Raw genomic sequence first — 23,099 nt, 5'->3', positions numbered from 1 at the left:
ATCCTAATGCTTGCCGCCCACCGCATTAAGCCCGATCACACCACCGATGATCATCAAAAGGAACACCGCCTTGAACGCGCTCATCGGTTCCTTGAAAAACATCACGCCAATCACGGCGACCGCCGCCGTGCCAAGGCCCGACCACACCGCATAGGCGGTGCTGACCGGCAGGGTGCGAAGGGTGAGCGACAGCACCCAGAAACTGACGCCATAAAGCGACAGGGTCAGAACCGCAAACCGCCAGTCAGTAAACCCGTTCGACAGTTTAAGCGACACCGTCCCGACCACTTCAAGGCAGATCGCACCCAACAGATAAACCCATGCCAGCATAACCAACCCTTTCACGGTCAAAGATTTTGTGCGCCCAAAATGGCCAAAACCGCCGTGCGGGGCAAGCCATCCGTCGCGATAATTTTCGTCCTGCCCCGATCTGCATCAAACCACCCGCCAAAGCCATTGCGTATAATCTCACCTCAAGGCACATTGCGGGCGCATTGCAGCCCGACCACCAACATGCGACACTGCGCCCGGATTTGAAGCCCGAATAAAGCAGGGATAAAGACATGATCGAAACCGATATTCTGATTGCAGGCGGCGGCATCGCCGGCATGAGTGCGGCGGCCCGCTTTGCCGCCGACGGGCACAGGATCATGATCGTCGATCCCGCCCCCGCCGACATTGGCGAAGGAACCGATCTGCGCACCACCGCCTTCCTGCAACCGGGCATCGAAACCCTTAAAAAGGCCGGCGTCTGGGACGCGATCAAACCCACGGGTGCCGAACTTCGCGTCATGCGCATCGTCGATGCCGGGGGCAATGAAATGACCCCGCGCGAAACCGCCGATTTTGACGGTGCTGAAACCACGCAGGGTTTCTTTGGCTGGAACGTGTCGAACAAGGCCGCCCGTGTTTCGCTGATGGCGAAACTTGAAACGCTCCCCAATGTCGATTTCCGCTTTTCCACCACCGTCACCGGCTTTACCGGCACTGCCCGCTATGGCGAGGCAACATTATCCGGCGGCGAAACCGTGCGCGCCAAGCTGGTCGTGGCGGCGGACGGCCGCAATTCATCGCTTCGCGAATTCGCCGGGATCAAGCATCGCCGCTGGGCCTATGATCAAAGTGCGCTGGTCTTTGTCGTCACCCACGACAAACCGCATGACAATATCTCGACCGAAATCCACCGCACCGGCGGTCCGCTGACCTTGGTTCCCATGCCCGATCTTGATGGCAAGCCCTGCTCGTCCGTCGTCTGGATGACACCGGCCGACCGCGCCCGACAGCTTTACAACATGGATGACGCGACCCTTTCGGCTGAAATCACCCACGACACCATGTCGATGTTCGGCCCGCTTACGGTCGCAAGCCCGCGCGCGATCTGGCCGATGATCTCGCAGGTCCCGTCGCGCCTGATTTCGGCCCGCTTGGCCCTGGTGGCCGAAGCCGCCCACGTCGTCCCACCGATTGGCGCACAGGGGCTTAATATGAGCCTGCATGACATCGAAACCCTGGCCGACCTGATGGCAAAGGCCAAGCTCAAGGGCGACGATATCGGGGCCACCACGTTGCTCAAATCCTACGAACGCAAACAGCTTCCCAAAACGCTGGCACGGGTTGGCGGCATTGATCTGCTTAACCGCGCATCGATGTTCGAACCCAGAACGCTCCGCGATCTGCGCTATGCGGGCCTCACCGCAATCAACCGCATCGGCCCGCTTCGCAAACTCGCCATCAAGGTCGGGGTGGGGAAATAATCCCCCACTCCCCCGCCGTCACTCCCGCGAAGGCGGGAATCCAGTCCTCCGCGCCACATCCGCATAGAGGCAGAAAGAAGCGCAAAAACTGCCGCCAAACAGGTCAAACAATCAGCTTCCCATCCGGTCCGAAAAACGGATGCGGTCCGTCATACCGGTCAAGATAGGCCAGATGCGTCATCAGGCTGTGCTGCGCAGCATCCCACACATGCAAATGCATCGCGGGCGGCTCCATGACAAAGGCCGATGGTCCATCGGCGCGTAAATCAAACGCCACCTGATGGGCGACCGATGGCCCGATCATCAACGGCACCCCGGCCCAGATCGTATGGATCGGACGATGCACATGACCACAGAAAATCGCCTTGATCCGGTCACGATGCACCGAAACGATTGCCGCGAGTTCTTCCGCCCCCTCGCCCAGATTTTGCGCATCCATATGGGCAATACCGGTCCGGATCGGCGGATGATGCATGAAAATCGCGCAATCGCGCCCCGTTCCGTCCAGAAGCACATCGCGCAGCCAGTCAAGCTGTGCCTTCCCCAGAACGCCACCCGGCTTGCCCTCGTCAAGCGTATCAAGCGCGATCAGGCGCAACGGAAAATCATCGACAACATAATTGACGAATGCCGTCGTCCCTTTGACCGGGGTTGCATCAGGGAAGGCCGCGCGAAGCGGCCCGCGCCGGTCATGGTTCCCCGGCACCATGAAATAGGGGATCGTCAGCTTTTCAAGGATTTCCGCCACCAGCGCATATTCTTGCTGGTCGCCAAGGTCCCCGATATCGCCGGTAAACAGCACCACATCCGGGCGCGGCACCATCGCCATCACATGGGCAACCGCCTTTTCAAGCGCGCCTGCGGTATCCACCTTGCGATAGGCAAGCCTGCGGCCCGCCCCGATATGCAGGTCGGTCAATTGTGCAATCAGCATTTTCTTTGATTTCTTTCTTTTGCTTTTATGAATGGGCCGCAACAGCGGGGAAAACCGTCAGCCGGTCGGCATTGACCCGGCAATGCACATCCGCCCCGGCTTCAATGACGTCATCGGCATGGGTATCGATTGTCACCGCCTGCGGGCCAATCCCCGACACGGTCAGACGCAACCGTTCACCCAGATACGACACCGCCTCGACCCGGCCGGTAAAATGCGCCTCGTCCAGATCGCAGGGCGAAAGCCCGTCCGCCCGGAAATAAAGCTCCACCGCACCCTGATCGATAATCGCCCCGTGGCGCGGATCAAACGCATCGACCGCATCAAAAACATGGGCGCCGATATGCAGCCGCCCGTCGCGCATCTGCCCTGTCATCCGGTTGGCCGCTCCGACGAAATCGGCAACAAACGGGTTTTGCGGCTTGCGGTAAATCTCGCGCGGGGTGCCGATCTGGGCGATCTCGCCCTTTTGCATCACCACAATCCGATCCCCCAGCGCCATGGCTTCTTCCTGATCGTGGGTCACGTAAACCGCCGTAATGCCAAGCTTGCGCAACAGCGCATTGATCTCGGTGCGCAACCGCACGCGCAGTTTCGCATCCAGCGCGGTCAGGGGTTCGTCCAGCAACAATACACGCGGCTGCACCGCAATCGCACGCGCCAGTGCCACACGCTGGCGCTGCCCACCCGAAAGCTGATCAATCCGCCGGTCCGCCAGCATATCGATATGCATCATTTCCAGCATCGCATCGACGCGGGCATCACGTTCCGCGCTGGGTACCCCATGCCCCTTAAGCCCATAGGCAACGTTTTCCGCCACCGTCATATTGGGAAACAGGGCATAGGACTGAAACACCATGCCGACCCGGCGTTTTTCAATCGACTGGCGGGTGACATCATCCCCGTCAAAGCTGATCACACCGCCCGCGTCAGAAAATTCAAGCCCGGCAATCATGCGCAAAATCGTTGTCTTGCCGCATCCCGACGGGCCCAGCAAAACAATCGTTTCCCCGCCCTCGATCGTCAGGTCAAAGGGGGCCAGTGCGCGTGTGCCATCGGCAAAGGTTTTCGCACAATTGCGAAGTCTGATCTGCGTACTCATAACGTATCCTCCGCCGTATCGATGCGTCTGGATGCGCGCTTGCCCCGGTCGGCAAGTGCCTGCATCGCAATCAGCAACGGCATGATCAAAACAAAGAAAATCAGGGTATAGGCACTGCCGATCTCAAGGCGCATCGATGCATAGGCATCGGCAAGGCCGACTGGTAATGTTTTGGTAAGCGGCGTATGCAGCATCCAGGTCAGGTTGAATTCCCCGATGGATAACGTCACCACCATAAGCGCACCTGCCAGAATACCCGGCTTGGCATTGGGCACGATGACACCAAAGAACCGCCGCCAGAACCCGGCACCAAGGCTTGCCGCCCCTTCTTCCAGCATCTTCATATCCATCGCCGCCATCACGGCCGCGACAGAGCGCACCATGAATGGCAGGGTAAACAAAACATGCCCGGTCAGGATGAAAAGCCAGCTCGACCGATACCCGCTAACCCCGCCATAGGTAATCAGCAACGCCAGCGCCAATGCCAGCCCCGGTATGGCTACCGGCAGTGTCAGCAATTCCTCAAACAGCCGCATCATCCGGCTGGGCCGTCGCACCAGCACATAGGCCAGCGGCACACCCGCCACCAATGTCACCACAAGGCACGCCATCGCAATGCCAAGCGACAGCAGGATGCTTTGCGCATAAAGGTCCCAGACCTCAAACACCCAGCGCAGGGTAAGCCCCGACGATAGCCCCTTGAACACATTGACCGTCACCCCGGCCAGGGCCGACATCACCACCGGCACCACGATAAACAGGCACAGCACAATCGTCAGGCCAAGCTGGCTGTAAAATTTCCAGTCACGCCGCATGATCACGCTCCCCCACCGGTGCCCGATGTCGCACCATTGCCAACGAAAACCCGCACCGCAGCCAGAACCGCCCATGTCATCGCGCCCAACGCGATGCTAAGTGCTGCGGCCACCGCGATATTGGCGTTTCGGGTAAATTCGGTATAGATCACCATCGGCAGAACATCGATATCGGTCGCCAGCGTAAAGGCCGTGCCAAACGCCCCCATCGCGGTCGCAAAACAGATCGCACCCGACGACACAAGACCGGGCATAAGCCCCGGCAGGATCACATCCCTGACCACCCGCCATGTCGGCGCGCCCAGCGACCGGGCCGCTTCTTCAAGCTGCGGATCAAGCTTCTCGGCCGATGCCATCACGGCTAAAATCACCCGCGGGATCGAAAAATAAAGATAGCCGACAAACAACCCGGTGATCTCATAGGCAAAGACGATCTTCTCGCCCCAAAGCGCATCCGTGATTGATCCGATCACGCCCTGCCGCCCGGCCAGCATGATCACCATGAAACCAACCACCGTCCCCGGAAACGAGAGCGGCAGGGTCAAAAGGGCCGTAATCACATTGCGCCCGGCAAACCGGTTACGCACCAGAAACAGCCCGCAAATCCCGCACAGCACAAGGGCCGTCACCGTAACCCCCGCCGACATCACAAGCGTCTGGATCAGGCTTGCCAGATACCGATCATTTGTCAGGATCACGAAATAGGTCGCAAGCCCGTCGGGGCCATCCGCCACCCGCATCGCCACCAGCGCCATCGGAATGATGAAAAACGCCGCGACAATGATCAGGCCGGGCAACATCAGCAATGCCAGAATGGCCGGGCTTCCCGCCCCCGGTGTTGCCCGCCCGAATAAAGACGACATGAAAAATGGCGGGAAAGAAGGGCGCGAACGCCCCTCTTTGATATGTTCAACCGACGACACTTACCGCACCTCGGACAGATAACGCTCGCCAAAACCGGCCTGAACTTCGGCCATTTTGGCGTAATCGACCGGCTGGGAACGTTCATATTCCGCGGCCGGAAGGAACTTTTCGGAGGCTTCCGGCGACATCGCCGATGCAATCACCGGGCGCAGGAACGCATTGGCCCAATGGGCCTGTCCGGCATCCGACATCACATAATCCAGAACCTTTTTGCCGTTATCGGCATGCGGCCCGTTTTTCACGAGACTCATGACATAAGGAACGGCAACCGTACCTTCAGACGGGATGACGAAGGCCACACTCGCCTCGTCCTTGTATTTCGCACGATAGGCATTGAAATCATAATCGATCAGGATCGGAATTTCGCCCGACAGAACCCGCGCATAGGCGGTCTGTTTCGGCACGATCGGATCGTTTGCCTTCAGCTTCTTGAAAAACTCGATCCCCGGCGTGAAATCGTCAAGCGACCCGCCCATCGCCCGGTTGATCGCAACCGCACCGGCATAACCGACAAACGCGCTTGACGGGTCAAGATAGCCCACCATGCCCTTGTATTCCGGCTTCAGAAGGTCCGACCAGCTTTGCGGAACCGGCGCCCCGCCAAGGGCTTCGGTATTCACAAACAGGCCAATCGTGCCGGAATGAATGGCAAACCACGCGCCTTCCGGATCTTTCAGGCCGTCCGGGATCTTGTCGAAATTGGCCGGTTTGTAATCGGCAACAACGCCTTCCTCTTTGGCCTTGATGCCAAACGAAACCCCGTAATAGGCAACATCGGCAACCGGATTATCCTTTTCCGCCAGAAGCTGCGACAGCGTCTGACCGGAATTCTTGTTATCCTGCGGAACATCGATCTTAAGGTCGCGCGCAATGTTTTTAAGCTGCCCGCCCCAATCGGCCCATTCCGGCGGACAGTTATAGCAAATCGCAACATCTTCGGCGAAGGCGGGCTGCGCAGCCGCAACAGCAAACGCCGCACCCATGACAAGTTGTTTGAAACGCACTTTTGATCTTCCTATACTCGGGTTGATGAACGGCGTCGGGATGATCCTCGGATTGATCCAATGGAGTCCCCGTCGCTTAGATGATGAGGCAGCAACAAACTCTGCGGGTTTGTCTGCCCCTTGATCAGGCCGCGCAGGAATGCAAGCGCCTGCCGGCCCATCTCCTGGGTGGGTTGAACTGCCGAACACAGCTTTGGCGTGATCAGCCCACCCACCGAAATTCCGTCAATACCGCCAACCGAAACATCACCGGGCACCGATAACCCATGCGCCCGGCACGCGCTGATCGCGGCAATCGCCAGCATGTCGGTCGAACAGACAATCCCCGTGACCGCATCCGGCCCCAACAGCAGATCGCGTAATGGCTCCACCAGGTCGGTTTCACCAAACCGCACCTGCACCAGATGCTTTTTCTCAATCCCGGCCTGATCCAGCGCCCGGCAAAACCCGTCATAGCGCTGGCGCGACCGGTCCGAACTTTCAAACTGGCCCGCCACCATCACAAGCGACCGGTGCCCCTTGGCAATCATCGCGTTGGTGATGTCAAAGGCCGACTTGGCGTTATCAACACTGATCGCGGCAATGTCGGCGCGTTCCGGCTGGTTAAACAGCAACACAAACGGGATTTTCTCGGCCAGCAGCAAATCCACCACCGGATTGTTGTCTGCATTGGCAAGGGTCAGGATCAACCCATCGACGCGATTGTTCAAAAGCGCTGAAACCGCCCCCATTTCGCGTTCGGGATCGTAATTCGAGGATGTCAGAAGAACCGTAAGCCCCTCTTGATTGGCTTCCTGCTCGATCCCCTGCACAGATGTCGCAAAAACCGGGTTGGCAAGGGTCGGCACCAGAACGCCCACCGTGCGGGTATGGGTCATCTTCAACCGGCGGCCATTGATGTTGGGCCGGTAATTCAGATATCGCATCGCCGCGGTCACGATTTCGGCCGTCTCCGCCGGAACCTCGCCGGGGTAATTGATCACGCGTGACACGGTCGCAATCGAAAGACCGGATTTACGCGCCACATCGCGCATGGTGGGTTTTGACGACATACCAGAACTCCTGTAACGCCCCCACCATACGGAAATTACAAGTCAGTCTGATAACGCATTTGTTTCCGTTTTATGAATGTTTGAAACGTTTACATTGGCGGAAAACTGCCACTTCTCATATCGACCGATTGCGCCAGATTTTCCCGTATAGGCTTGCCGTTAACAGGGCTTCCGCGCCACGTCCTCCCCGCTTTGCCTTCCCCTTGCCCGGTGTTCCGGTGTAACCTCGGCCAAGACAATTCCAATGATCAGGAGCCCCCCGATGCGCTTTCCCTTTCTTGCCCCCGCAACTGCACTTGTCCTTGCCTTTGCCGTTTCGGGCTGCACGGGGAAAACCGGTGAATATGCCGGGCGCGGTGCCGGGGTCGGCGCGATTTCGGGCGCGGTCGGCGGCTTTGTGACCGCCGCGATCTTTGGCGGCAACCCGGTCGAGGCCGCGGCACGCTCCACCGTTTACGGGGTGGCTGCCGGGGCAACCGCCGGGGCAATTTCGGGGGCCGCGGCCGATGCGCAGCAGGAAGAAACCTTCAGGGCCGCCCAACAGGAAAAGCAGGATCGCATCCGCGCCAAAATCGGCGATGATGCCTTTGCCGGACTGACGGCTCTTGCCAAATGCGATCACGCAACCGCCCTGTCAAATGCCGCCACCGCAACCGGGTCACCCAATGCGGATTACGCGCTTGCCGGTTTGTGGCTCGAAGCCATCACCTATTCCGATCAGGCACGGGAAGACACCGCACGCGGCCTTTACCCCGACATCATCGCCGCCGATCCCAAAATCGATGACACCACGGGTGCCGAGGCGCGGCGTCGCGAACTCGTCGAAGGCCTGACCCGCATTCGCGGTGAATATGACCTGCCAACCGTCTGCGCCTGATCATCGCTTCCGGCCAGTAGCGCAACGGTTCAGGGGATCATCCGGTCGAACATCGCCCGGCAATCGCAAAGCGCGCCAACATCCTGTCGGCTTTTGGCCATTGCCATCGCCCCGGAATAGGATGCGATGACAAACCCGGCAAGCCGCCCTGCTTCCGCCGCCTCATCCACAGCACCATCGCGCATCAGGGCCTTCGCAATCCCATCTTGCCAGCGATCAAAAACCGCGGCACAGGCCACCTGAAAATCCCGATCCCCGCCCGAAAGCTCGTGCGCAAGATTGTTAAGCGGGCAACCGGTGACTTTGGCCTTGGCCGACAACTCTTCAATGATCGCCGTCATCACTGCAAGGATACCTTCCTTGGCGGTGGCTGCCTGCTGCACCGGTGCGATCCAGCTTTGCATCACCGCATCGGCAACCCGTTCCTTCAGAACCGCAAGGCCAAGCTGCTTTTTGCTGGGAAAATGATGCGCGAATGCCCCGCCGCTCACCCCGGCCAGATCCCGGATGTCGTTCATCGCGGTCGCGTGATAGCCCCGCGTGACAAAGGCCTCAAACGCCGCATCCAGAATGCGGTTGCGCATGCCTTCCGGGTCATTGCTGCGTGAACGCACCGGGCTTGCTGGTGATCTCTTGGACGCGCTCATCGGTGATCTCCTGACAGATTTGGGCATATCCTTTTGCCTTCCTATCCTATCGCAGCTTGACAAAACAGGACAAACATCCTGTTAATCAAAACAGGTCATTCATCCTGTTTTATAACCAAGGTCCAAAACCATGCATACCAGCATCATCGAACTGCGCCGTTACCGCCTGAAACCCGGCACGCGGCAGGCCCTGATCGATCTGTTTGATCGTGAATTCATCGAAAGCCAGGAAGCCTGCGGCATGTCCGTCATCGGTCAGTTCCGCGACCTTGATGACGCCAACAGCTTCGCCTGGCTGCGCGGCTTTGCCGATATGGATGATCGCGCCAAGGCCCTTGGCGCATTTTATACCGGCCCCGTCTGGGCGCAGCATTGTGATGCGGCCAATGGCACCATGGTCAATTCCGATAATGTCCTGCTGCTGCGCCCGGCCCATGCCACCACCGGCTTTGCCACACCCGCGCGCCCCCGCCCGGCAATAACGGACGGCATCCCGGCAACCGGCTTTGTCGAGGCCAGCATCTGCGCACTCGCCCCCGGCCGGGCTTCCGAATTCGCCGCTTTCTTTGCTGAAAAACTACGCCCGACCTTGCGCGATTGCGGGGCGGATATTCTGGCCGAACTGATCAGCGAAACCGCGCCCAACAGCTTCCCCCGCCTGCCGGTCCGCGAAGGCGAAACCGTCTTTGTCTGGCTGGCCCGCTTTGACAGCCCATCGGGTTACGCCACCTTCTCCGATCGGCTCGCCAGCCACCCGGACTGGCAAAATCATCTGGCATCCGAACTTGATCAATGGCTATGGCGCCCGCGCGAAATCCTGCGCCTTGCGCCAACCGCGCGCTCACACCTGCGATAGGGATTGCCCCTGTCCACCCATCACCCGCGCCGGGTTGCCAACAACCGTTGTGCCCGGTGCAACATTCCTCGTCACCACCGCACCCGCGCCGACAATCGCATCATCGCCGATGCTGACCCCGGCCAGGATGATGGCACCACCACCGATCCAGACATTCCGGCCAATCGTCACCGGCAGGGCGATTTCAAGATGCTGCTTTCGAAGCTCCGGGTCCTTGTGATGCTGCGCGCAGTAAATCTGCACATTCGGACCCAGCATTGAATGATCACCGATGATCACCGAAGCCGTATCAAGGATCGTGCAGCCGACATTGATGAACACATCGCGCCCAAGGTGGATATTGACCCCATAGGCACAATGAAACCGTGTTTCGATCCGCGCGTCTTCGGCACATTGCGCAAACAGCGCACGCAGCTTTGGCGCGATATTGCCGCGATCAGACGGCGGCAGGATGCTGTGTTCATGCACCGCCTCATGGGCACGTGCCCGCATGGCGTCCAATTCCGGGTCAAGGCAGCTATACCACTGCCCTGCCTTCATTTTTGCAAGCTCGCTTTGGGGCATCTCGATCCGGGGCGTTGTTGATGATGGCGGGGCTCAGACTACGCCTGCGCCTTATCTCGCGCAAACAAAGAAAACCCGCAAAAAAGAAACCCGCCCAAAAGAAACCCGCATGTGTGGGGGCACATGCGGGTCAGGTCGGCAGATCACCATAAAACGTCACAGATCATCTGATCAGGGGGGAGACGGGAAACCTGCCAATCAGTTTTTCAGGGAGGAGGCAAAAAATCGTTACTTCACCACAAGCCTGTAATTGGGCGTGGTATTAAGCGGGCAGCTATAAAGATACTCACCGGGCTCAAGCGTCACGGCATAATCCTTGGTCTTGCCCTGCAAAAGGCCGCCACCCGACACCGAAATCTTCTGGCTCAATATCTTGTCGGTCCAGTCGTAATCCTTGTCACGCAGCCAGAAACCGACCTCGTAGGGCACACCATCATTGGCCACCCGGAAAATGTAATCACCGGGGGCGAGCGTCATTTCACCAGCCTTTTCCACCCGCGCATCACCGCTTTCCTTGTTGATCGCGACGCAATCGGCTTTCTTGGTGCTGGTGTAATGATGGTTGGTGCCCTCGGGCTCCAGAAACTGGCAGGGCACCTGCGTGATTTCGATAACCTTTGGGGCGGCCTGCGACGGGGCGGCAAACCCCGCCAGCATCGCCATCGCAATCCCGCCACCCATAACAACCGATTTCAACATCTGCTTATCTCCGGATTGATCTTTCCATCCGGTGTAAACGGCTTTGTCGATAATCGGAAATCAAGCCCCGATCACAGCTTGGCGAGCAGCGCGAGAGGACCCGCCCGGCGCCACAAAACAAGCCCGCCCACCCCCGTCATTCCCGCGAAGGCGGGAATCCAGTCCTCCGCACCGCAACCTCAAACCCAACCACCGAGCCCGCAGCCCCATGGACTCCCGCCTTCGCGGGAGTGACGAACGGATGGAAAAGCCATACCCAAAAAAAACCGTCATTCCCGCGAAGGCGGGAATCCAGTCCTCCGTGCCGCACCCTCAAACCCCGCCACCGAGCCCGCAGCCCCATGGACTCCCGCCTTCGCGGGAGTGACGAACGGATGGAAAAAACATTCCCCAACCCCGTCATTCCCGCGCACGCGGGAATCCAGCCTTTCGTGCCGCAACCTCAAACCCCGCCAAATTCCCCGTCAATCCGGCGCAAACAGATCAAGGTCCAGTGTCGGCCGTTCGCCAATATCGCGCCGATGCTTGCGCAAGAATTTCGCTGCCGCCTCGCGCCCCTTGTCGCGCAGCATGGTCATGAAATCCCATTCGGCGTTGAGTTTGGAGGATTGATCAAGCTCCAGCATCACATCGCTTGCGATGCAATGCATCCGCATCGCCCCCCATTTGCTGGCTTCACACGCATGGTCGGGCATGTCCTTTCGCAGGATCGAAATCATCCGAAGCTCTTTCATCAGGCTGCTATTGAACGATACCTCGTTCAGACGATTGGCAATCTCGCGCGATGTTTTCGGCACACCGGGACGTTTGACCGGATTGATCTGCACCAAAACCGTATCATCCGATCCGCATTCGCGCACCAGCGGCCCAAGGCTCGGATTGCCGGAATATCCGCCGTCCCAATACGGCACCCCGTCAATCTCGATCGCCTTGTAAATCGTCGGCAGACAGGCCGACGCCAGCAGCACATCGACCGTGATATCGGGGTTGCGAAACACCCGCCCCTGCCCGGTTTCAACATTGGTCGCGGTGACAAAAAGCTTGGCCGGACTTTCATTAAGCGCCCTGAAATCGACGACCTCGTTCAAGATCGCGGCCAGCGGATTATCCCCCGCCGGGTTCAGGTCATAGGGCGAAAACACCCGCGCACTCATATCAAGCCACATATAAGCCAGCGAGTTTTCAAGCGACCAGTTGCCAAACAGGATATCAATCGGGCTGCGCTGAAGCGGGCTGAACCGGGCGGCTTCCGATACCGCGCGCCAGAATGTCTCAAGGTCGATCCGTGCGCCCTCATAACCACCCTTGGCAAAGCCCGACGTCACCACCGCGGCATTCATCGCCCCCGCCGAGGTCCCGGAAATCGCCTCAACCGTGATTTCCTCATCCTCAAGCAGCCGGTCAAGCACCCCCCACGTAAACGCCCCATGCGACCCGCCCCCCTGCAACGCCAGACTGATATGCTTGCGCGGCTTCTTGGCCTTGCCGTTCCCGTTGCCGTTGGTCTTGTTCTTCGCCGTCGGTTTCTTCGCACTCTCGCTCATGCCAACTCCTGCGCCATCTCACTCGCGGGCCACGCCCACCCTCATGATATGTTGCACATGCGAAGAATTACCAGTTTGGAGGGGTTAAAAGGCTATCGCTAAAAAGAACTCAGACTAAATTCGTGATTGTACGGTCAGGAGATGGTATTTTGACCCATGTGAAGGTAAAGCAGATTTATCTTTACTCCTTCCTTCAAATTCCGCAGTCTAATAGATATTTAAACATATATTGGAGCATAAAAAATGAATGGAAATGTTTTTTTATCTCACTCTAGCAAAGACAAATCACTAGTCGACCAAATTTATAAAAGACTTGATGCTTCTGGTACATTTTACGACATCAAAACAATTAATCCTGGTGGTGGGTTCACAGAGGAAATGAAGAGAGGAATCTCGGAGAGCGGTATCTTTGTTTTATTTCATTCACCAAACACCAAAAATTCTTGGGTTGAATTCGAGGTCAACCTAGCAGAAATAGAAAACATTAAATCAAAGAAAAATAGAATACTCGTTTGCCCAATAAATGGAGAGACACATAATTCTCTACCAGATTGGATGAAGTCTTACATGACAACAACTGAACAATATACCATATCTGACATATCAAGATCCATTTTACACATACTAAACAAAAATATAACACAAAACAAAAGCAAAATAGTTGGAAGAGAAGAAATACTTGACGACATTCACCTCTCGACAATACAGGCGCTACCAAAACATGGCCGACCACTACAGCACATCGTACTATCTGGAATCCCGGGGATGGGAAGAACGACTGTTGCCAGTAAAATAATTTCTCGTTCATTTTCGATGATGCGGCAAGGAGGCCCCATATTCGACTTACCGGATATGGCAGAGGCCGTAGATTTTTATATCGCGCTAAAAGAAGACCTTGATGGCATTATGTCGAAGTCCGATCTAGCAGAACAAATACAAAGATTCAGCCCCCTCTCGCCAGAAGAACAAGCCAAAGCCATCGCCCTACAGGTGGATCATTGGTCTGAAATAAATCAACCAATAGTGTTTAAAACTAGGTGGGGGCTTCGGGATAGGAGCATACAACTCAAGCCGTGGCTCAATGAGTTTTTTAGAATCACGACAGAGCAAACAGGCTTGAGAGTGATATACGTTTCCGAGAGGCGCCTGCCAGATGACGAAATAGCAGGAAGAGCAAATATCGCTCAGTTTGCAATTAATGAAGTATCCCAAACAGCGATTCAAGTGCTCTTAAATAACATAGTCACTCCAAGGTACTATGACTCTCAAAAAGTAGAGATATTATCGAGATTGATTGGGGGCCATCCTGCCACCGCACATCATACAGCACTGTTATTAAACGCAGGCCGAAATGCGGATACATTAACAGCAAACCCTGACCCAATTATGGCTTTTCAGGCAAAAGCATTAAAATCTATTTTTAGCGGAGAAATACTCAACGAAACGCAAATAAAAATAATATCATTACTAGGTGTATTCCCGAAACTTTCTTTCAGAATGATCCATCAAGTACTTGAAATAGAAGAAAAAACCCTATCAAACGAGATATGGGAGCTAATTGATTTTTCATTACTCCAATCAGTAGACGCAGAATACTTTAGCTGTCCTGATATGGTAGCAACTCATTCCCGAACTAATCTACAGAGCTTTTCTCAACCTTTACTTATTAAAGTAAGATCAAAAATAGAAGAAAATATAGAACACGGAGAAATGGACTCTCAACTTGTTAGTGCGTTACTCATTGCCGCGATAGAAACATCAGGAGAAATACCTGAGGAATTATCAAACCTGCTAACAAGCTCTTCTCTTCTTGCTATTGTCAGGAGCCAATTTGATCGGGCAAGGTCGATAAAAGGAAATAACAGGGAGGAATTTGCCTCAATTTATAAAACATCTAAACTAGCGATGACAATGAGAGTATCTGATGATGCTATTGAGCAAATATTATTTACCGGGGGAGATAGTGCAATTAGGGCGGGAATTTTCCCAAAAGACATCATAGATTTCATGGAAAGAAACGCCCTTCCCAGTGTTTACTACTTGAGAGGAAGTTACGAATTTCATGTTAGCAGAGATATGGACGCCGCCATTAAAAATCTGCGCCAATCCCTATCACTTAAACACTTTAAGCTGAGAAATATCCGACTTCTTGCCAAAGCTTATATTAGGAATCAAAAATTTTCTGAAGCACTGGAAACCCTAAACCAGCTTGGAAAAAACCAAATTCAACGAGAAACAGGACTTCTCATCCTTAAAATAAGGGCACTTCGAGGACTCCGACTTTTCACAGAAGCAACTGAACTTGAAGCAACGCTCAAACCCGGCGGCGATGAATACGGTGAAGTTCCATTATTTCGGGCTGGTAGATATCTTCGGGAAATGAAACTTGATCTGGCGCAAGAAGAACTCAAGATAGCACGAGATGCCCCAAAAGTGAACCAATTGAGCTGTCAATTACTAGAATGCGCAGTAAGAATTGAAGCTGGAGATGCTTCTCTACTACCTGCAACCGTTGAATTCTCTAATGCAGTTAACAGGCACTTTGACGCTTTTCAACTTCAAGCTCGACATGCTGTTGTAGAAGGACGCTGGGTTGATGCCGAGAGGTTCCTCTCACAGATAACTAGAAAAGATTACTTCGACCTACAGATTGAAAAGCGCTGCTTAGAACTAAAAATTACCGACAAAGCTATTAGCAGGGATTTGGTAGCAGTTGAAAAATGCAAAGAAAGGCTGGATGAAGTAGCAAGATTAAGTACTTCATCACCGGAAGGATATCGTGACGCGTAAGCCTTACCCTCTCCCCCCCCCAAAAAGGGACGACATGTAAGAAAAACTCACCCCCACTCAATCGCCGCAGGCAAATCCATTTTGGGCGCCTGTTCGATCACCATCGCAAGGAAGATCCGCGCAATCGGGGACAGGCTTCTGCTTTGGCGGGTGATGATGCCAATCGGGCGTTTGCGGATGGGCTCGCACAGCGGCACGAAGGCCAGTTTGCCGGGTGCGGCAAGGTCGGCCACCCTTGCTGCCAGTTCCGGCAGGACCGTGATCCCCACCCCTTCGGCCACCATCGCGGCCAGCGTGATCGTGTTGGATGTTTCGACAATCGGGCGCAATTGCGCGATCGGGTCGATCATGGTGCTGCCCGATCCGTCCGCCGCACGGCTTCCGTTTTTGGCGTCCTCCGCACGCTTGGCAAGGTTTGCCTTCGCCACCCGTTCAATCGCCCGTTCGCTGGCATTCGCCCGGCGCAAGGCCTTTTGCGCCTCGGGCAGGCCAAGGGCCGCGGCCCGCTTTATCGCAGGCGATGCCGCGACCTCCGCCGGGTCAACACCGGCATAAGTGGCACCACCAGCGCCACCAGCGCCCCCCGCTTCACCGGCAAAGCTTCCCTGTGCCGCCATCATGGCGCGTGTGCCCGATTCCGGGCCCAGCCCGACAAACGCCTGATCGGCCAGTTCCGACCACGCAATCGCGCTGCGTTTGGCAAAGGCATGGGTCGGGCGGCACAGCACCCCGAACCGGTCGGAAAACAGCGGGCTGAACGCAATATCGGGCAGGGCATGCCATTCCCCGGCAATGCCAAAATCCGCCTCGTTACGCGCCACCGCCTCATGCACCTCGCCCGCGTTAAGCTCGTCCAGGCGAAGCCGTGCGTCGGGATGTTCCCCCACAAACCGGCTGATCACACCGGGCAGAATACGGGTCAGGACCGATGGGGCAGCCGCAATGCGGATCGTCCCGCCAATGCCCTTGGACAGCGCATCCAGATCGCCAAGCGCCTCCTCAAACTCGCTGATCAACCGGCGTGCCGTGGGTAAAAACCGCGCCCCCGTGGCACTCAACGTCACCTGTCGCGTCGTGCGATCAAAAAGCGGGGTGCCCGCCACATCCTCGAACTGGCGGATCGTCGCCGTCAATCCCGACGGCGTCAGCCCCAAAACCTCCGCCGCGGCGGTAAAGGTGCCATGATCGGCGACCGCAACAAAAACCCGCATATGGCGCAAACTGATGGAAGACAGCATGTTTCATCCGCTAACTGGTTGACCGGACTGCAACACTAACGGGTAACGCGCCGATTGTGCAGCTATTCCTGCACGCACCCACGCACCCCGCCGCCAAACCGCCCCAAACCACGCCGCCCCACACCACGGCACAACACGGAACGGCAAGCCTCACCACGCCCCACCACCCCGTCATTCCCGCGAACGCGGGAATCCAGTCCTCCGTGCCGCATCCGCAAAAATCACCACTGAACCCGCAGCCCAATGGATTCCGGGTCTTCGCCCGGAATAACGGATAGGGGATGAGCTTGCCGACGGCAAAACCTCTCCCAACGACACCGGTTTTATATCGCCAAACGCTACTTTAAAGGGCATTCTGGTGCCCAACTGCACCTACGCAAAACAGAGAATGAATTCAGGGATATGACGGAAGAAGCGATACCGGCAAGACAAAAGTTGGAAGGCGAAGCAGCCCTCAAACTGTGGCGTCAAGGTCGAGACGCTTGGAACTCTTGGATTGATCAACATCCAGGCTGGGATATCAGCTTTGCCGGTGTCGATTTCTCAAGCAAACGGGACCCTAAAGGAAACCTCTCCTTCTCAGGTTACCATTTTGGCGACGGCCTCGTGGATTTTTCTTCTGCCATTTTTGGCGACGGCCTCGTGGACTTTTCTCTTGCCAAATTTGGCGAAGGCCATTTGGATTTCTCTTTTGCTACTTTTGGTAATGGCAATGTGAGCTTCATTTGGGCCACTTTCGGTAATGGCAACGTGGACTTCGCTTATACCACTTTCGGCAACGGCAATGTGGACTTCGCTTACATCACTTTCGGCAACGGCTTCTTGCACTTCTATCGAGCCTCGTTCCTAAACAGCGACGTGCACTTCCCCGGAACCACATTCGGCAGCGGAGAAATAAGCTTCCGTCAGGTGAAGATCAACAACTTAAACTTTAACCCTGAATCCGTTGAATTAAGACATATTCAAGCCAAAGAATTATCAATCAAAGGCCGAGCTATTTTCGCCCTTCCCTCCTCTGCCTCTAGTTTAAAATCCTTCAATCTGCACAGCGCATCTTTTGACGGCCCGCTTACTCTTCAAGGTAATCTAACCATCATCCCGGATCTGCGCGCCACCCGATCCTCACATCAGGTCGAACTCAGCGACCTGAATGTCAAACTCCCGCGCATATCGCCGAAACTTGGTTGGCCCCCAAAACTCTCCCGCATGGCAGAAGACCCGCAGGACGGCGCACGCCTACGCCGCCTCAAAGAAATCGCCGAAACCAACAAGGACCATCAGGCCGCCCTGCGATTTTCCGCCGATGAAAACCGAGCGAAACGCTGGATAGAAACCTCTTGGTTTGGCTCGGTTCTTGACATGGCCTTTAGTGCATTCAGCGACTACGGCCAGAATATCCTGCGGCCCTTTGCCGCCCTTATCGTGCTCACCGCCGCCAGCATGGGTCTGTATAAAACACTGGCGACAGAAACATCCGCCGCCGGGTGGGCAGGTTGGGCACAGGCAGCCCTGCTATCCGCCAGCAACAGCCTACCGTTTCTCCCGCAATCACGAGATTTGCGCGAAGATGCGCTAACGGCGCTTTATGGCACGGACCCCGGCTCATGGGTCAATGCCCTCATGATCACCCAAGGCGCGCTCAGTTTCATCTTCCTGTTCCTGATCGGCCTTGGTTTGCGCAACCGGTTCCGTCTGTAAGGCGCGGCACGGTCAATCCCACCACCCCGGTCATTCCCGCGCAGGCGGGAATCCAGTCCTTTGTGCCGCATCGACTAAAATCGCCACCGAACCCGCCGCCCGATTTCACTTCGCGGAAATGTCGGGACGGGAACGGGCCAGAGTTGGAGACAGGACCAGAATCAGGACCAGAGCCCGGGGCGAAAATGTGGCTCAGACAGCATAAATAAAAATCATATGATAAGACTTTTATAATTTCCCGCACCGACAGCGCCTCAAAGCTCTGAACGCCGCAGGTTTCCTGATGGATCGGGACCATTTGCGCGCCAGAACGGCGGTATAATTTATACCAAATCCATTTTAATCATATAATATGACTTTAACAAAACCGACCCCGGAGCCCTTTTTTGCCCCCTCGGCACGGTCGGCATGCGGGTTCCGACCGGGTTGAAAAATCGGATTATTCACTAAAAATGAATAATCCTTCGGAATTTTAAATTTGTCTATTTAATCCACCTCCTGTCAAATGGGTCAAATGACGCCGCCCGCGCGCCGAAAAAGAGACCAGAGAGACATCATGACCGCGCCCGCCCCGACCGCCAGCCCGACCACCAGATCAACCGCCAGATCAACACCCGCCCGCCGCAGCTTTTCCCGGCTCAACCGCCTGCCGGTTCTGACCCCGGACCGGTCGCTTGACAGTCTCACACTTGGTTTCCTCAAAACCCTTGAAAAAGAAGGGAAATTTGCCGGTGAAATCCATGCCGATTTCCCGTCCCGCCTGATCAATGCGACCGATAACAGCGTCTATCAGGTGATGCCAACCGCCGTCCTGCAGCCCAGAAACCGCAATGATATCAATGTGGTGATGGAACTGGCCGGGCGCGAGGAATTTAGCGAGGTCAAAATCACCCCGCGCGGTGGCGGTACGGGCACCAACGGCCAGTCGCTCAACAACACCATCACCCTTGATACATCCAAGCATCTCAATAACATACTGGGTTTTGACGCCGAAAAAGGGCTGGTCCATGTCGAGCCCGGCGTGGTGCTGGACCAGCTTAACGCGTGGCTCAAACCGCATGGTTTCTTCTTCCCGCCCGCCGTTTCCACCGCCAGCCGGGCGACCATTGGCGGCATGATCGGGTCCGATAGCTCCGGCAAGGGATCGCGGATTTATGGCAAAACAAGCCATTATATCAATGACATGACCACGGTTCTGATCGACGGCACCGATTTCCGCACCCATGCGATGAGTGCCGCGGACGCCGCCGAAATCATGGCGCGTGACGACCGCACCGGTCGGCTTTACCGCAAAATCCACGATGAAATCATGCCGCGCCGGGATCAGATCAACGCGATTTTCCCGGAAATGAATCGCGGGCTTACGGGCTATAACCTCAAGGAAGCCGTTTCAGATCAAGGGGATATGAATTTAAGCTTCCTGATCGCCGGGGCCGAGGGCAGCCTTGGCATGGTCAAGGAAATCACGCTGCGTGTCATTCCCCTGCCAAAGCACAAGGCGGTCACGGTGGTGCGTTATGACAGCTTTGACAGTGCGCTTCGCCATGTCGGCACCCTTGTGCAGTTTGACCCGGTCGCCATCGAAAGCATCGATGACAAGGTCATGGAGCTGGCAAAGCAGGATGAAAGCTGGCATCTGCTGGGCAAACTGCTGGGGACCGAGGATAGCACTGTGCCGACCCGCGGCTTCAATGTCGTTGAATTTGTTGGTGAAACGCCCGAAGACGTCGCGGCAAAACAGGCTGAACTGCGCGCCCATCTTGAGGCCACCCCGGATGCGGATTACGCCCCCATCGGCTTTGTGCAGGCCACCGATCCGACGCAGATCGCCGCCATCTGGTCAATCCGGGCGAAATCCGTTGGATTGCTTGGCAATCTTGAAGGCAAACGCCGCGCGACCCCCTTTGTCGAGGATACCGCCGTTCCCCCCGAAAACCTTGCCGATTTTATCGCGGAATTCCGCGCTTTGCTCGATGCCGAAGGCCTTGATTACGGCATGTTTGGCCATGTCGATGTCGGCTGTCTGCATGTCCGCCCGTTGCTTGATATGTGTGACGAGCAGGACGAAGCGCGCCTGCGCCGTGTATCGGACAGGGTCGTTGACCTGACCAAAAAATATAACGGCCTGATCTGGGGCGAACATGGCAAGGGTTTTCGCGGCGAATATTCCCCAACCTATTTCGGCCCTGAGCTTTATGATGTGCTCAAGCGCATCAAGGAAGCCTTTGATCCGGAAGGACAATTAAACCCCGGCAAGATCGCATCCCCCTATTCGAAAAACACCCCGATCACCGCGATTGACGAAGCCCCGATGCGTGGCCAGCTTGACCGCCAGATCGAAGACAGGCTGCGCGATGAATATCTCAACGCGACGCGATGCAACGGCAACGGCGCCTGCTTTAACTGGGACCTGATGGATGCGATGTGCCCGTCCTACAAGGTCACGCGCGACCGCGTTCATTCGCCCAAGGGCCGGGCGGGCCTTGTCCGTGAATGGATAAGGCAGCTTTCGGTCGGCACCGATCCGCGCAATCAGGACCTCGCCGTGATCAATGCACGCGATTTCTCGCATGATGTCTATGATGCCATGGCCGGTTGCCTGTCCTGCAAGGCCTGTGCGGGGCAATGCCCGGTCAAGGTCGATATTCCGGAAATGAAATCACGGTTCCTTGAGGCCTATCACACCCGCTACAAACGGCCGGTAAAGGATTACGTGATCGCACAGCTTGAAAGCATCGCCCCGCTGATGGCAAAGGCGCCGTTGCTTTTCAATGCCCTGCAATCCATCCCGCCGATGCCGTGGATTTTCAAAAGCCTGATCGGCCTGACCGATTTGCCGAAACTCAGCCGCCAAAGCGTGCGTTCGGCCCTGCGCAAACGCGGCATCGGCCCGTTCAAACTGGCCGATCTTGAGGCCCTCTCCGATGCGGATCGCGCCAAATCCGTGGTGCTTTTGCAGGATTGCTTCACCAGCCACTATGACATCAATGTTTTCATCGCCCATATCGACCTTCTGCAGAAGCTCGGCTACCGCGTTTTCGTGCCGCCCTATCGCCCGAATGGCAAGGCCTTGCATGTAAAGGGTTTCCTCAAACGCTTTGATTATCAGGCAAAGCAAAACGATATCGTCTATGGCCGACTGGCCAAAACCGGTGTACCCCTGATCGGGATTGAGGCCAGCGTGACGCTGACCTATCGGCAGGAATATGCCCAGCGCCTTGGTACGGATCGCCCGGATTACCGCGTGCATCTGTTTCATGAATGGCTGGCGGGCGAGATCGCCGAAGGCCGCCTCACGCTGCCCGCAAGCGGCGGGAATGCAGGGGGTACGGCCCCGGCAACCCTCTTCCCGCATTGCACGGAAAAAACATCGATCCCCGATGTCAGCGTCAAATGGCAAAAGATTTTCGAAGCCTTCGGCATCAAACTCGCGACCGAGAAAACCGGATGTTGCGGCATGGCTGGCGTTTACGGCCACGAAACCCGCCATCAGGAAACATCCCGCGCGCTTTATGACCAAAGCTGGAAAAAGAAAGTCGATCAGACGGGCCTGGATAACATGCTCGTCACCGGCTATTCCTGCCGCTGTCAGGTCGCCCGCTTTGAAGGGGCGAAGCCGAAACATCCGGTGGAGTATCTGACCGAACTGGTCTGACGGGTCGACTGATCCACCATCACAGGAACGGCAGCAAATTCCGGATGTGATCCCCAAACGCACTAATCGCCGGGCTGCGCGCGGTGTTTGACGTCACAACCTGCAAACCCAGTTGCGGCAAGGCGGGCATCGGGGATTTGAGGATGTAAAGGTCCGCCGGGACGGCTTTTTGCATCATCACGCTGATCGCAAGGCCGGACCGCGCCACCGCGATCAGGCCGGTCAGGCTGTTGCTGGCATAGGATATTTTATAGCGCATCCCTGCGTCATCCATCGCATCACAGGCCGCCTTGTGATCCATGGCGTTTGAGGCCGGCATCGCAAGCGGAATGGCACCATCGGGGAAATCGTGGAGTTCCAGCGTCGGTTTGCTTCCGACCCAGGCAAGCTGTTCGGTGCGCACGATCTTGTGCCGGTCATGGATTTCCGGGGTCGAGGTGATCGCCATATCGATCTGGCTGGCATGCAGCAGGCGGTTCAATTCCGGGCTTGGGGCCGATACCACCTTGATCTCGACATCCGGGTGGATGGTGCCAAAGCTTTTAAGCAGGGCCGGGAAAAACGTGATCAGGTAATCCTCGGGACAGCCAAACACCATCGAGCCATGCAAGCCCTTGTCGGAAAAGGCCGAAACGGCCTCGTCATGCAGGCGCAAAATCCGTTCGGCATAGCCCAGAAACCGTTCCCCCGCCCCGGTCAGGCTCACCCCGCTGCCGCTTCGGTGAAACAGGCTTTGGCCCAGCGTTTCTTCAAGCCGCTGGATTTGCATCGTCACGGTTGACTGGGTGCGGCCGACCTGAATGGCCGTGGCACTCAGCGTGCCGGAATGCGCGGCCCGCACAAAGGTCGCAAGCAGTTTGAGATCAAGCAAAGTCTGCATCGCCGCACCAGCACCATATCAATTTTTCCAATACTAGAATGCCATAACTATCAATTTTACGGCTTT

General features: G+C 56.3%; 19 protein-coding genes. 6 read left to right on the top strand and 13 right to left on the bottom strand.

What is annotated here, in order from left to right; all coding sequences use genetic code 11:
• Positions 1–3: 3 nt before the first annotated feature.
• A complete protein-coding gene (locus tag J7395_RS19620; protein WP_007091819.1) occupies positions 4–330 on the bottom strand; it encodes a multidrug efflux SMR transporter in 327 nt (108 codons plus the stop codon).
• Positions 331–563: 233 nt separating this feature from the next.
• Between J7395_RS19620 and J7395_RS19615 the strand changes: the two genes are divergently transcribed.
• Positions 564–1,754 (top strand): FAD-dependent oxidoreductase, encoded by a 1,191-nt coding sequence (locus tag J7395_RS19615; protein ID WP_209223316.1) that lies wholly within the window; start codon positions 564–566, stop codon positions 1,752–1,754.
• A 103-nt stretch (positions 1,755–1,857) separates the two neighbouring features.
• Here the strand turns inward: J7395_RS19615 and J7395_RS19610 are convergent, their stop codons facing one another.
• From J7395_RS19610 to J7395_RS19585, 6 genes are read right to left on the bottom strand one after another with little or no spacing between them, the layout of a single operon-like run.
• Complete coding sequence (locus J7395_RS19610; protein WP_209223314.1) at positions 1,858–2,688, bottom strand: phosphodiesterase; 831 nt, start codon at positions 2,686–2,688, stop codon at positions 1,858–1,860.
• A gap of 25 nt (positions 2,689–2,713) precedes the next feature.
• Positions 2,714–3,790, bottom strand: coding sequence for an ABC transporter ATP-binding protein (locus J7395_RS19605; RefSeq protein ID WP_209223312.1), 1,077 nt, complete (start codon positions 3,788–3,790; stop codon positions 2,714–2,716).
• Entirely contained in the window at positions 3,787–4,605 is an 819-nt protein-coding gene (locus J7395_RS19600; RefSeq protein ID WP_062951740.1) for an ABC transporter permease subunit, read from the bottom strand. Before J7395_RS19600 ends, J7395_RS19605 begins: the two co-directional genes overlap by 4 nt.
• Before the next feature lie 2 nt (positions 4,606–4,607).
• Positions 4,608–5,468: an ABC transporter permease gene (locus tag J7395_RS19595; protein WP_209223310.1), complete on the bottom strand. Its 861-nt coding sequence runs from the start codon at positions 5,466–5,468 to the stop codon at positions 4,608–4,610.
• 60 nt (positions 5,469–5,528) lie between these two features.
• A complete protein-coding gene (locus tag J7395_RS19590) occupies positions 5,529–6,533 on the bottom strand; it encodes an ABC transporter substrate-binding protein (protein WP_209223308.1) in 1,005 nt (334 codons plus the stop codon).
• Positions 6,534–6,544: 11 nt separating this feature from the next.
• Complete coding sequence (locus J7395_RS19585; protein WP_209223306.1) at positions 6,545–7,585, bottom strand: LacI family DNA-binding transcriptional regulator; 1,041 nt, start codon at positions 7,583–7,585, stop codon at positions 6,545–6,547.
• Positions 7,586–7,847: 262 nt separating this feature from the next.
• On the opposite strand from J7395_RS19585, the gene J7395_RS19580 reads away from it, so the two are divergent.
• On the top strand, positions 7,848–8,462 hold the full coding sequence (locus tag J7395_RS19580; protein WP_209223305.1) for a hypothetical protein: 615 nt from the start codon (positions 7,848–7,850) through the stop codon (positions 8,460–8,462).
• Positions 8,463–8,491: 29 nt separating this feature from the next.
• Here J7395_RS19580 and J7395_RS19575 read toward each other — a convergent pair whose 3' ends face one another.
• Entirely contained in the window at positions 8,492–9,109 is a 618-nt protein-coding gene (locus tag J7395_RS19575; protein WP_209223303.1) for a TetR/AcrR family transcriptional regulator, read from the bottom strand.
• Positions 9,110–9,239: 130 nt separating this feature from the next.
• Here J7395_RS19575 and J7395_RS19570 point away from each other — a divergent pair, with 130 nt between their 5' ends.
• Positions 9,240–9,965, top strand: coding sequence for an NIPSNAP family protein (locus J7395_RS19570; protein ID WP_209223301.1), 726 nt, complete (start codon positions 9,240–9,242; stop codon positions 9,963–9,965).
• On the opposite strand, the gene J7395_RS19565 is transcribed toward J7395_RS19570, so the two are convergent.
• The 3 genes from J7395_RS19565 to J7395_RS19555 all read right to left on the bottom strand — a co-directional run bounded on the left by J7395_RS19565 (position 9,951) and on the right by J7395_RS19555 (position 12,772).
• Positions 9,951–10,529, bottom strand: coding sequence for a sugar O-acetyltransferase (locus tag J7395_RS19565; protein WP_209223299.1), 579 nt, complete (start codon positions 10,527–10,529; stop codon positions 9,951–9,953). The two genes, J7395_RS19570 and J7395_RS19565, sit on opposite strands and share 15 nt — an antisense overlap.
• Before the next feature lie 228 nt (positions 10,530–10,757).
• The gene (locus J7395_RS19560; protein ID WP_209223297.1) at positions 10,758–11,228 is read right to left on the bottom strand and encodes a hypothetical protein; all 471 of its coding nucleotides are present in this window, start codon (positions 11,226–11,228) and stop codon (positions 10,758–10,760) included.
• Between the two features lie 464 nt (positions 11,229–11,692).
• The gene (locus J7395_RS19555) at positions 11,693–12,772 is read right to left on the bottom strand and encodes a patatin-like phospholipase family protein (protein ID WP_209223295.1); all 1,080 of its coding nucleotides are present in this window, start codon (positions 12,770–12,772) and stop codon (positions 11,693–11,695) included.
• 243 nt (positions 12,773–13,015) lie between these two features.
• On the opposite strand from J7395_RS19555, the gene J7395_RS19550 reads away from it, so the two are divergent.
• Positions 13,016–15,562: a TIR domain-containing protein gene (locus J7395_RS19550; RefSeq protein ID WP_209223293.1), complete on the top strand. Its 2,547-nt coding sequence runs from the start codon at positions 13,016–13,018 to the stop codon at positions 15,560–15,562.
• A gap of 47 nt (positions 15,563–15,609) precedes the next feature.
• Here J7395_RS19550 and J7395_RS19545 read toward each other — a convergent pair whose 3' ends face one another.
• Positions 15,610–16,800 (bottom strand): LysR family transcriptional regulator, encoded by a 1,191-nt coding sequence (locus J7395_RS19545; RefSeq protein ID WP_209223291.1) that lies wholly within the window; start codon positions 16,798–16,800, stop codon positions 15,610–15,612.
• A 402-nt stretch (positions 16,801–17,202) separates the two neighbouring features.
• Here J7395_RS19545 and J7395_RS19540 point away from each other — a divergent pair, with 402 nt between their 5' ends.
• Positions 17,203–18,498 (top strand): hypothetical protein, encoded by a 1,296-nt coding sequence (locus J7395_RS19540; RefSeq protein WP_209223289.1) that lies wholly within the window; start codon positions 17,203–17,205, stop codon positions 18,496–18,498.
• A 556-nt stretch (positions 18,499–19,054) separates the two neighbouring features.
• Positions 19,055–22,153 (top strand): FAD-binding and (Fe-S)-binding domain-containing protein, encoded by a 3,099-nt coding sequence (locus J7395_RS19535; protein ID WP_209223287.1) that lies wholly within the window; start codon positions 19,055–19,057, stop codon positions 22,151–22,153.
• Positions 22,154–22,172: 19 nt separating this feature from the next.
• On the opposite strand, the gene J7395_RS19530 is transcribed toward J7395_RS19535, so the two are convergent.
• Positions 22,173–23,033 (bottom strand): LysR family transcriptional regulator, encoded by an 861-nt coding sequence (locus J7395_RS19530; RefSeq protein ID WP_209223285.1) that lies wholly within the window; start codon positions 23,031–23,033, stop codon positions 22,173–22,175.
• Positions 23,034–23,099 lie beyond the last annotated feature (66 nt).

The organism is Thalassospira sp. A3_1 (assembly GCF_017744215.1).
In the GTDB taxonomy this organism is placed as follows: domain Bacteria; phylum Pseudomonadota; class Alphaproteobacteria; order Rhodospirillales; family Thalassospiraceae; genus Thalassospira; species Thalassospira lucentensis_A.
The sequence above is the reverse complement of the archived record's forward strand: the minus strand, read 5'-3'. Positions and strand labels throughout refer to the sequence as shown.

Bases quoted from the DNA above. Each gene is read 5' to 3' on its own strand.
- J7395_RS19620 (WP_007091819.1), bottom strand. From the start codon at position 330: ATGCTGGCATGGGTTTATCTGTTGGGTGCGATCTGCCTTGAAGTGGTC.
- J7395_RS19615 (WP_209223316.1), top strand. From the start codon at position 564: ATGATCGAAACCGATATTCTGATTGCAGGCGGCGGCATCGCCGGCATG.
- J7395_RS19610 (WP_209223314.1), bottom strand. From the start codon at position 2,688: ATGCTGATTGCACAATTGACCGACCTGCATATCGGGGCGGGCCGCAGG.
- J7395_RS19605 (WP_209223312.1), bottom strand. From the start codon at position 3,790: ATGAGTACGCAGATCAGACTTCGCAATTGTGCGAAAACCTTTGCCGAT.
- J7395_RS19600 (WP_062951740.1), bottom strand. From the start codon at position 4,605: ATGCGGCGTGACTGGAAATTTTACAGCCAGCTTGGCCTGACGATTGTG.
- J7395_RS19595 (WP_209223310.1), bottom strand. From the start codon at position 5,468: ATGTCGTCTTTATTCGGGCGGGCAACACCGGGGGCGGGAAGCCCGGCC.
- J7395_RS19585 (WP_209223306.1), bottom strand. From the start codon at position 7,585: ATGTCGTCAAAACCCACCATGCGCGATGTGGCGCGTAAATCCGGTCTT.
- J7395_RS19580 (WP_209223305.1), top strand. From the start codon at position 7,848: ATGCGCTTTCCCTTTCTTGCCCCCGCAACTGCACTTGTCCTTGCCTTT.
- J7395_RS19575 (WP_209223303.1), bottom strand. From the start codon at position 9,109: ATGAGCGCGTCCAAGAGATCACCAGCAAGCCCGGTGCGTTCACGCAGC.
- J7395_RS19570 (WP_209223301.1), top strand. From the start codon at position 9,240: ATGCATACCAGCATCATCGAACTGCGCCGTTACCGCCTGAAACCCGGC.
- J7395_RS19565 (WP_209223299.1), bottom strand. From the start codon at position 10,529: ATGCCCCAAAGCGAGCTTGCAAAAATGAAGGCAGGGCAGTGGTATAGC.
- J7395_RS19560 (WP_209223297.1), bottom strand. From the start codon at position 11,228: ATGTTGAAATCGGTTGTTATGGGTGGCGGGATTGCGATGGCGATGCTG.
- J7395_RS19555 (WP_209223295.1), bottom strand. From the start codon at position 12,772: ATGAGCGAGAGTGCGAAGAAACCGACGGCGAAGAACAAGACCAACGGC.
- J7395_RS19550 (WP_209223293.1), top strand. From the start codon at position 13,016: ATGAATGGAAATGTTTTTTTATCTCACTCTAGCAAAGACAAATCACTA.
- J7395_RS19545 (WP_209223291.1), bottom strand. From the start codon at position 16,800: ATGCTGTCTTCCATCAGTTTGCGCCATATGCGGGTTTTTGTTGCGGTC.
- J7395_RS19540 (WP_209223289.1), top strand. From the start codon at position 17,203: ATGACGGAAGAAGCGATACCGGCAAGACAAAAGTTGGAAGGCGAAGCA.
- J7395_RS19535 (WP_209223287.1), top strand. From the start codon at position 19,055: ATGACCGCGCCCGCCCCGACCGCCAGCCCGACCACCAGATCAACCGCC.
- J7395_RS19530 (WP_209223285.1), bottom strand. From the start codon at position 23,033: ATGCAGACTTTGCTTGATCTCAAACTGCTTGCGACCTTTGTGCGGGCC.